Consider the following 9,258-nt stretch of genomic DNA (forward strand, 5'->3'; position numbering starts at 1 on the left):
TTAGAACCGCCAAACCGAACTGTGAAAAAACCGCCAAACCGAATCAACAGTCACACTCAGCGAATCCGGATTTTGTCACTAAACCCGTTATTTATTCTAGGTCATGCAAATGGACTCAACTATTCTTTATGTGACAGATAGTCGACTGGTACCCCGAGGTCCTGGAGCTGGCCGAGGGTTTCTTGGATCGCGGACGCATCCTTTCGCCGGTAGAGCAGCAGGTCGAAGAGTGCCTGGGCGGCGGCCGGGTTGCCTCTGGCCTCCTCGACGGCTTCGTTAAATGCGGAGCAAGCCCGTGCCCAGAGATACGCGATGCTGGTTCTGTCCGGGATGTCCCCGTCATATACGGGCATGGGCGGCCTCGGCAGGAATAGTGCTGCGTCCAGTCCTCGACCGGTGACGGTTTTGCTTTCGAGGAGGTCGATGGCGGTCGCCGCTGCTTCGAGAGTGTGGAGCTGCACGGAGAGTGGCGAGTCTTCGTGCGTGCGCCAGAACGTTTGTCCCGCCCGGTCCGGGTAGCCGGTTTCTTCCCAAATACGTCGGATCAGCCGTCCCGGGGCACCGCATTCGGACGCGGGCGTGGCCAGTTCGTCAATGATCGTCCGGATCAGGCGAAACCACATTCCGGCGTGGACTTGCCGAGGCGGCAGCTCGACCGATCCCGCCGTCATGGCTCGCCAGGTTCTGCGGTCCATGGCCAGGACCGTCGCGGCGGCAGGCTTCGGTCTTGGGGGCGAGTACTCCCAGCCCACGAAGTAACCGGGAACCTCCGTGTGCGGTTCGAGCAGGCATCCGTGGAACGGGCAGCTGAGCATCAGCGGAACCGACCACATCAGTTGGTATGGGTGAGGCTGTTTCGACGTGGCAACGCAGCGTGGGCATGCGCGCAGTGTTTGTTTCGTCGGGAGCCATGCCCGCCAGCCGGGAGCCTCACGTGGGCGCCGTCTTCCGGCCGGCAGCAGCACGGACAGTTGACGGGTGTAGACCGTAAACGCTTCGGGGTCAGGTTCCATCTGGTCGAGGAGCCAGGGTGCCCAGCCGCTGAGGCTCATCCTCCGAATCCGGGTCAGGTCAGCTCCGGTTCGTCGTGCAAGCTCCCGAGCGAATCCAGCGGGCGGGCACGTGTCGATCTCTTCCGACCCGATCAGCTCATGGCCCATATCGGAGGTGAGAACGCCAAGATCGATGTCGTAGCGGTCAGCGATTCGCCGCAACCACGACGAGAGCGCCTCCCCGGGCAGCGGTGCCGGATGCACCGGCCAACGGCGTGAAACACTCACAGCAGTTCCCGTTCGAAAAGCCTGCGCCGTTCGCTCGGGCCGACGTAGTCGGCCATGGTCAGCGTCCGGTGGTCGATCCTCTCCTCCCCGCTCTCAACTGCGGCGACCGCCGCGGCGGTCAGAAGGCGGGCGAGCTCTCCGATGGTGCCCTCGCTGCGGGCGAGCAGGTACCGGGCCATGTCCTCGCTGTCGATCACGGACGGAGCATGGAGCGGGAACGACGCGGCGAAGCTGGCCAGCAGCGACCGGGTTTCGTCACCCACCTCCCAGACCGGTAAGACGAACGGTTCGAACCTGTTCTCGAGCTGGTCATCTGATCTCACGGCCAGGTAAGCCTCCCGCGTGCCAACACCGACAAGGGAAATGCGTAGCTCGTTACCCAGAAACCGGAGCAGGTTCAGGAACTCGCGCCGCGTCTCACCCCGACCGGCCAGAACGTTGTGGAGCTCGTCGATCACCAACATCCGCACACCCACTTCACGCAACAGAGACAGGGCCAGTCTCTCGACGTCGGCGAGGCGCTGCCGCGGCCGGAGCGGTGCACCAAGCGCGGCGAGCAGGGCCGTATAGAACCGCAGCACAGATGGCTCGGAGGGCATCTGCACACAGACGACGGGAATGCTCTCCCGGTCGGGCTCCGTCACGGGCGGGTGTTGCCGGCGGAACCGCTCGACAATCATCGACTTGCCGTTGTTCGTCGGCCCGACCAGCAACAAGTTTGGCATGCGTTGTTTCCTCGGCCACCGAAAGAGCATCTCCAGGCGTTCCACGGCATCGACGGCCTTCGGGTACCCAATCCACCGATCCGCACGAATGCGATGCACCCGCTCTGACGAGGGCAGCCGGGCCACTTCCCGCGATGCCGGGTGCAGATGCGTCAGGTCCAGGGACTGCCGATGTTTGTCCACCATCACCATTCCTCAATCTGCTCAAACCGTGGCACGGGAACCCATGTCGGGTCCGTTCCAGCTGGAACCACCGGTGGCGCCGGAATCGGCGACGCCCGCATGGCCGGCCCGGCGTTGCCGGCATGCTTACGGCGTTCCGTTTCCCGACGGACGCGCTTGGTCGTTTTGACCGCCGTCTCAGTGACGTGGCGCATTTGCTCGATCATCCGAAACAACGCCGCCTCATCCACCTGGCCGGCACCTCGTTCGCGTAATCGGCCCAGTGCCTGCCGGTGTTCCCAGACGCTGACGGCAGGGTTGGAGATCGACCGGTAGGGAACTTCCACATAGTGATGGCCATCCGGTTCCAGGACCCACACCCGGCTGATGTCACGCGGGTCCCTTCGGATGATGAATGGCCCCAAGCTGTCCCGCCGGCCGATCCAGGGCTTTAAGGCGTTCGCGAAGTAATGGACGTGATCGATGACGAAACCGGTACGGGTCAGAGTACGGCGGATGACTGGAAGGAAATCCACCAGGAACGCTGTCGGGTTCGTCGAGACGGAAGGCGTGCCGGTGGCGGTGACACCGGCAGTCCATTGCCCGGCCGGCGTTTGCCCTAATGTGCCGTGCAGGCTGCCGTGGTAGGCGGCGACTGCTAGCACCAACCACTTTTCCAAGTCCGCCAGCGTCAGCGCAGCCATCTTCTCCGAGTCATACCGGCCGCGCTCCGCCGGATTCGAGAAAGTGGTTCCGGGAAGTTCGTGAATCTGGCGCATCGCCGTGCCGATCACGCGCTCAACAATGCCTCCATAATGCGGTCGCCCCGGCGGTCGGTAGGCCAGCCCGATACCGTGCTGCTCACACCCTCGCCGTAACGCCTCGCTCTTGAACTCCGCCGCGTTGTCCAGGTACAGCATTTTCGGCTTGCCGCTCATCGGCCAATCCGCCGCCACCCCGAGTCGTTCGAGCCACGGTCGTTTGTCACCGATGGCGTGGGCTAGGCACAACCCCACGGACACGGCCGACGGCGGTTCCAACGTGACGACCATGCCCACGATCGTTCGGCTGTAAACATCGATCGCAACGGTCAAATACGGGCGGCCAATCGATAGACGCTCGCGCTCATCCACCACGATCACATCAATAACCGTGTGATCAATCTGCACCTGCTCCAGGATCGAGCCGATCACTGGGACGTCACCACCGGCGGACTGCAACGGCCTCACAGCTTCAGCGCCTTCCCTGCGCCGGCCGACGTCAACCGGACTGAGCATCGAGATGCGCCGGGTCACCGTGTTCCTGGTCGGGGCCTTGAATCCCCGCGCCGCACAAGCGCTGGCGATCTCGCGGTGGAGCGCAGCCACGCTTGGTTTCTGACGTGTCAGAAACCGCCTGCGGATAAGGTCGCGAATGATCTCTTCAACCGGCTCAGGCAAACGGTGCCCGCCCTTGCCGCCGGTTGAACGGCGAACCGCCAGATCAGTAACAAGGCCAGAACCTTGGCGGTACTTACCCAGAAGCACGTAAACCTGCCGGCGGGAAACACCGAGCTCCGCCGCGGCCCTGTCAGCATCCGCAAGCCTTGTCTTGCTCCGCGCCGCCAACGAACCGATCACGGCAGCCCGACTCCTGGCCTGTTCCCACGCAGCATCCGTCATCGTCAGCTGTCCCTGCGCAGCAATGCGAACCCGATCGGAGTCCATGCCTGCCTCCTTGGGGAACAGGAGTACCGAACAGAAGTGACCTTAGTGCACAGGAGTACCGATCAGCCAGTGCTCACAAGTCATCTGCACTATTCCCGCCTCCACAGGAAGGCCAATGCAGTCAGCTTCTGAAAATGACAGTGATTTTATCATTTTCAGAAGGCGTCTGCACCGAATATCCGAAGTGGTCTGCACTGCCTGTCCTGGCGGCAGCACGCCGGCAATTGCGCAGAGACCAAGACCGATTAAATCAGCCGTCAGGACCCTTATTTGTCTGGTTTCGCTGGACTGCTCGCCGCACAAGGGCTTGACCTTCCCCTCTGGTGGAAGGTCGACACTGGTGTCAGGGAATTGTTTCAGTCTTGAGGAGAAACCGTATGTCTGATCGTCCGTCAGCCCCTTCAGGGGGAACAGGTGGGATTCTGTTCGCTGTCGGGGCCGTGGCCCTGGCCGTCATCTGTTGTGCCGGCCCGATTCTGATCGCCGGGGGTGCTATCGCCCTGGCGGGCGGGGCGCTTGGCAATCCTGCCGTCCTTGCCCTCGGCGCGCTCCTTGTTGCAGGAGCCGTCGCGTTTACCGTGAGCCGCCGCCGCGCCCGTGCGCGGGCAAGTGCAGTACCGGGCGGGCAGTCCGATGGCGGGTTATCCGCTGCTGAAGGTCCTTCCCCGAAGATGACTGACTGCTGTGACTCACAGAAGAGGGCCACTGGTTCCGGGCAGCAACCGGGGAGCCGGGACACTTCGTCCGCGAACGGAAGGAACAGACGACCATGACCTTCTCCACACCACCGTCAACACCACGTCCGACACGGCGCTACCCCCGCCTCCGACCGGCCATGCGGGCAGCCGCGCTGATGGGCGCCGTGCTGGCCGCAATCCTGCTGGCCGGCTGCGGCGCCACTACCGGCACAGGCGCACCGACGAGTGCCGCGGCTTCCTCAATCGCTGGTGCCGGTTCGGGGCCCACGGTTGCGTCCGTCACGGTGAAGACCCTTACCGGCTCGTCGCTGACGCTTCCGACGGGCAAACCGACCGTCATCTATTTCTTCACCGCCTCCTGCGGGTCCTGCGCCGCCGGGGTGAAGAATGTTGCCTCGGGCCTGGCCAAGGCCGCCCCCGGCGCGCAGGCCGTTACCGTCGATCTTGATCCCAGCGAACCGACCGACGTCCTGAACCAGTTCATCGCCTCTGTCGGCAACCCGCCGGTAACAATGGTGCGGGACGACGGAACCCTGTTGAAACACTTCAACGTCGATTCCCTCGGGACGACGGTCGTCCTGAACTCTTCAGGCAAGGAAATCTACCGCGGCGTGGATCCTTCTGCCGACGAAACTGCCAAGGCCCTCGCGGCCGCCGGCTCTTAGGAAGGGACCCCATGACAGGAACACTCGCCTTCGCTTTCGGCGCCGGAATGCTCTCGACCGTGAACCCGTGCGGATTCGCCATGCTTCCGGCTTTCCTGGCCTACTACATCGGCCGGGACGACACCGCCCCCGGGTCCGCAGGTCCCGGGCTGCTCCGCCGGGCGCTCAGCGGCCTTGGCGCGGGTGCCCTGGTCAGCCTCGGATTCGCCGGGATCTTCACCATTACCGGCCTGCTCGTTGCTTTCGGGCTGCGCAGCATCATCGGCGCCGTACCGTGGGTGGCCGTCCTGATCGGGGTCCTGCTCGCCGGGGTCGGTATCGCGATGCTCGCCGGCCGCCGCGTGGGGCTGAGCCTGAACTCGAACCGGATTAACCGGCCCGGGCGCGGGCCTGGCTCGATGGTCGCCTTCGGCGCCGCCTACGCCGTCGCGTCACTCTCCTGCACCCTGGCGGTGCTGCTGGCAGTCATCGCCCAGGCCCTGGCGGCGAACAGCATCACAGCCCTGGTTTCCGTGTTCGTGGCCTACGCTGCCGGGGCGAGCATGGTCCTGATCCTACTGGCGCTCTCCTCCGCGCTGGCCAGCGGAGCCCTGGCCAAAGGACTGCACCGTGCCTCACGCTACCTGCCCCGTGTCGCCGGATCCGTACTCGTGCTTTCCGGAGCCTATCTTGTCGCGTACTGGGCTCCGGCGCTGGCCACCGGCCAGCCCAACCAGGGCATCGCCGGAGGGATGAACGTTTTATCTTCGGCAGTGACCAGGTTCATCGGAGCCAATACCGCCGTCATCGCGGTTCTCGCCATCTCCCTCGCCGCGGCGGTGCTGCTCGCGACCCTCTGGACACGCAGGCGCACCGCCGGGCCGACGCCAAAGGAACCCGAGGACGACTGCTGCGCACCCGCAACCGGACTGCACTCAGCCGGCGCCACCCACTCCGACACCGACGCCGATCCGAACCGCACGACCCCGGCTGCATCACGCGACGTCCCGCGGGCCTGACGCCGGATCAGGCGGCGCCGGGCCAAGACGTTAATGAACAGCCAAGGACCCCGCCGCCGTCGGGCCGCCGACCAACGGTCCGCTGAGCCCGGGGTGCTCGAGACCGTTGGGGTGGGTCATGGCCGTCGTCCCCGCAGTGCCCAGAGCGCTTCGCAGGTTGCGGCGACCGTGAGCCCGAACACCTGGTGCGCGGCAAAGCCGCGCAGATGCGTCACCAGGGGGTAGGCACGGTTCGGGGCACTGAACCCGGCCAGGGGCGTCATGATTTCATCGGCGATCAATGACATCGCCGTCCCGGTGAGCAGGCCGGCCCCGACCATTCCCATGCCTGTCCTGCGGCGCAGCAGCACATACAGCGGTGACCAGCTCAGCGCGAGCCCGTAATGCATGAACATCGAGGCCCGCTCCAGCGCTTTTCCCTCCAGCACAATCCCGGCGGCACCGAAGATTTTCTTCGCTGCCAGTTCAGACGGCGGCCCCGGCCGGGCGGCGTCTTCCCGGGCCCGGTCCTGTGCGGATTCCAGTTCGTAGAGTTTCATGCTGACCGGTTCCATGGCTTTGGTCCCGACGTAGCCGGCGACCCAGGCGGTGGCCAGGTCTTCGAGTGCTTCAGTAACGTTCGTGATGGTCTTTCCCTGGGAGCAATCGTGTGGTCCGGATTCCCCGTGGCAGAAGCGTCCCGGGGCTGGTCGCGGCGGCGGCTAGATGTCGAGTTTGTCTAGGGCAGCCTGGTAGGCCTCGTTGTAGGTCGGGTACTGGGCGACCTGGTCCCGCAGGGTGTCGATGGGGATCCTGGCGCGGATGGCCAGGGAAGCCTGGTGGATCCATTCCCCGGCCATCGGGGCCACCGCCCAGGCGCCGATCAGGACCTTCCGCTCGGTATCGGCCAGCAGGCCCAGGTGCCCGCGGGGATCCCGTTCGTAGGTCCAGGGCCGGGTAATCGCGGCCGCGAGGTCGATCTCCGCTGCCGCTGTGCTCAGGCCCTGCGCTCCGGCCTGGTCCCGGGTGAGGCCGGCGGCGGCGATTTCCGGGTCGGCGAACACGACCCGCGGAATACCCTCGTAGAAAGCCTTCCGGGGTGTGCCTAGAATCGCGTCGGCCGCGATCCGGCCCTGATATTTCGCGACGTGAGTGAAGGCCATGATGCCGGTGACGTCCCCGATCGCCCACACCTTCTCGCCCGCACGGCAGTGTTCATCGACCTGCACCTGCCCGCGGTCACCCAGAACCACGCCTGCCTGCTCGAACCCCAGACCCTGCGTGCGCGGGCTGCGGCCGGTGGCGAAGATGACGACGTCGGCCGCGACCTCGGTGCCGTCATCGAGGTCAAGGACGCTCTGCCCGCCTGCACGCCGGCCCCGACGGGCGTTTACTCCCAGCCGGATGTCGATCCCGGCTTCGGGCAAGTACTCGCCGGCGAGTTCACCGGCCCGGGGTTCTTCACGTTCCAGGAGCCGGCCCCCGCGGTGGATCAGGGTGACCTTGACTCCGAAACGGGCCAGGAACGTGGCCGTCTCAATCCCGACGGCGCTGCCGCCGACGATCACGGCCCGCTCCGGGAGGCTCGTGGCCGTATAGGTTTCCCGGTTCGTCCAGGCCGTGATCTGATCCAGGCCCTCCAGGGCCGGGATGACCGGGTCGGAGCCGGTGGCGATGATGATGTGATCCGCGCTCAGTTCCCGGTCTCCGGCCAGGATCCGTCCGGGTCCGGTGATCCGAGCCTCCTCCTTGACCACCACCGCCCCGTGCCGGGCGTACCCGTCGATCTGGTCCTTGTCATCAAGATGCCTGATCATGTAATCGCGGTAGTCGCTGGTTTCCGCCCAGTCCAGCTCCGCCCCCGACACCCCGGCCGCCCGATGCACTTCCGTTCGGGCCTCCGGTGGCCTGAGCACGGTTTTAGACGGCACGCAGGCCCAGTACGCGCATTCCCCGCCGATGAGCTCGCGCTCGATCACCGCGACTTTCTTCCCGGCTTTCAGCAGACGGCCCGCGGCGACTTCCCCGCCGGGTCCCATCCCCAGCACTGCCACGTCAAAATGTTCGCTCATAACTCTCCCCTTGATCTCGGATGATATTTCCGGTGCTGTCCTCAAGCTGTGGTTTCCGGCCGCGGGGGGCCGCTGCCGTCGTGCGGGCGTCCTCTGGTGTCCGGCCCGGGTCAGAGGCCGCCCGGGAGGGCTCGGCTCCTTAGCATGCGCATCTGTGTGCGCCCTTCCCGGGGACGGCTGGCCGTGCGGGGAGGGTTTCATCGAGCAGGGACCCAGCCATGGCAGTGCCGATCCGGTGGGCTTCGGCGACGGAAACGACGGAACCGCCCGGGTGGGCGTCGAGCCAGGGTTTTGCGGCCTCGGGTGAGGCGAAGAAGTGGACCTGGTTGCAGAACGCCGACCGTACCGAACTCATGTCCTCGGGGTTGACCAGGGAGACCACGGCCGAGGCAGGCTCCACGTCGGTCACGCCGGACGCGCCCACGCTGAGCCGTACCGGGACTCCGGTGGCGTGGCAGGTGGATTCGATCCGTGCGGGGGTGCCGAGCAGGGCCGGGAAGATCAGGGTGTCCAAGGCGCACCAGGTGTAGAGCTGTTCCCCGGCCAGTTCCAGACGGTGCGGGGTGGGGCGCAGGGTCAGGCCCTGCCCGATGATGCGTCCGTCCCCGTCGTACTCGGTGTCCGGCACCGCGGCCAGCGCGGCGCGGATCTCCGGCACGGTGCGCCCGGTGACGGCGGCAAGGTCCGCGATGGCCACGGACTCGCCCTGGGAGAGCAGATGGAGCAGGGGCAGCCAGAGGGCGGGTTCGATGCCGGTGTCCGGTGAGGTCAGACGGTCGGTGAGGTCGATGAAATCAGTGCTCATGATGGGTCTTTCTTCTTCGGCGGTGAATGGTGTCAAGCGACGGGGTCAGGAGGCGCTGGGGTCAGGATGCGCAACAGGAGAGTTTGGAGACATCCGTGGTGAAGGACTGGGCGGCGATCTTGATTCCTTCGGCCATGGTCAGGTACGGGCTCCACAGGTTTGCCACCT

Annotated in this window: 8 protein-coding genes; 2 read left to right on the plus strand and 6 right to left on the minus strand. The window is 65.5% G+C overall.

Going from position 1 to position 9,258, the window contains the following annotated elements:
• Positions 1-119: 119 nt before the first annotated feature.
• From QK290_RS17815 to QK290_RS17825, 3 genes are read right to left on the minus strand one after another with little or no spacing between them, the layout of a single operon-like run.
• Positions 120-1,280, minus strand: coding sequence for a TniQ family protein (locus tag QK290_RS17815; protein WP_282331983.1), 1,161 nt, complete (start codon positions 1,278-1,280; stop codon positions 120-122).
• Positions 1,277-2,188, minus strand: coding sequence for a TniB family NTP-binding protein (locus QK290_RS17820; RefSeq protein ID WP_282331992.1), 912 nt, complete (start codon positions 2,186-2,188; stop codon positions 1,277-1,279). Before QK290_RS17820 ends, QK290_RS17815 begins: the two co-directional genes overlap by 4 nt.
• A gap of 2 nt (positions 2,189-2,190) precedes the next feature.
• The gene (locus QK290_RS17825) at positions 2,191-3,873 is read right to left on the minus strand and encodes a Mu transposase C-terminal domain-containing protein (protein ID WP_282331984.1); all 1,683 of its coding nucleotides are present in this window, start codon (positions 3,871-3,873) and stop codon (positions 2,191-2,193) included.
• 769 nt (positions 3,874-4,642) lie between these two features.
• On the opposite strand from QK290_RS17825, the gene QK290_RS17830 reads away from it, so the two are divergent.
• A complete protein-coding gene (locus QK290_RS17830; RefSeq protein WP_282331985.1) occupies positions 4,643-5,236 on the plus strand; it encodes a TlpA disulfide reductase family protein in 594 nt (197 codons plus the stop codon).
• A gap of 11 nt (positions 5,237-5,247) precedes the next feature.
• Complete coding sequence (locus QK290_RS17835; protein ID WP_282331986.1) at positions 5,248-6,234, plus strand: cytochrome c biogenesis CcdA family protein; 987 nt, start codon at positions 5,248-5,250, stop codon at positions 6,232-6,234.
• Between the two features lie 116 nt (positions 6,235-6,350).
• Here QK290_RS17835 and QK290_RS17840 read toward each other — a convergent pair whose 3' ends face one another.
• The 3 genes from QK290_RS17840 to merB form a co-directional block, all read right to left on the minus strand.
• Positions 6,351-6,773 carry a DUF1440 domain-containing protein gene (locus tag QK290_RS17840; RefSeq protein WP_282331987.1) on the minus strand — a complete coding sequence of 141 codons (423 nt, stop codon included), beginning with the start codon at positions 6,771-6,773 and terminating at the stop codon, positions 6,351-6,353.
• Positions 6,774-6,935: 162 nt separating this feature from the next.
• The gene (locus QK290_RS17845; protein WP_282331989.1) at positions 6,936-8,285 is read right to left on the minus strand and encodes an NAD(P)/FAD-dependent oxidoreductase; all 1,350 of its coding nucleotides are present in this window, start codon (positions 8,283-8,285) and stop codon (positions 6,936-6,938) included.
• 139 nt (positions 8,286-8,424) lie between these two features.
• Positions 8,425-9,090 (minus strand): organomercurial lyase MerB, encoded by a 666-nt coding sequence (merB, locus tag QK290_RS17850; RefSeq protein WP_282331991.1) that lies wholly within the window; start codon positions 9,088-9,090, stop codon positions 8,425-8,427.
• Between the last annotated feature and the right edge of the window lie 168 nt (positions 9,091-9,258).

Source organism: Pseudarthrobacter sp. AL07, assembly GCF_029960665.1.
Taxonomy (GTDB): domain Bacteria; phylum Actinomycetota; class Actinomycetes; order Actinomycetales; family Micrococcaceae; genus Arthrobacter.

Bases quoted from the DNA above. Each gene is read 5' to 3' on its own strand.
- QK290_RS17825 (WP_282331984.1), bottom strand. From the start codon at position 3,873: ATGGACTCCGATCGGGTTCGCATTGCTGCGCAGGGACAGCTGACGATG.
- QK290_RS17830 (WP_282331985.1), top strand. From the start codon at position 4,643: ATGACCTTCTCCACACCACCGTCAACACCACGTCCGACACGGCGCTAC.
- QK290_RS17835 (WP_282331986.1), top strand. From the start codon at position 5,248: ATGACAGGAACACTCGCCTTCGCTTTCGGCGCCGGAATGCTCTCGACC.
- QK290_RS17840 (WP_282331987.1), bottom strand. From the start codon at position 6,773: ATGAAACTCTACGAACTGGAATCCGCACAGGACCGGGCCCGGGAAGAC.
- QK290_RS17845 (WP_282331989.1), bottom strand. From the start codon at position 8,285: ATGAGCGAACATTTTGACGTGGCAGTGCTGGGGATGGGACCCGGCGGG.
- merB (WP_282331991.1), bottom strand. From the start codon at position 9,090: ATGAGCACTGATTTCATCGACCTCACCGACCGTCTGACCTCACCGGAC.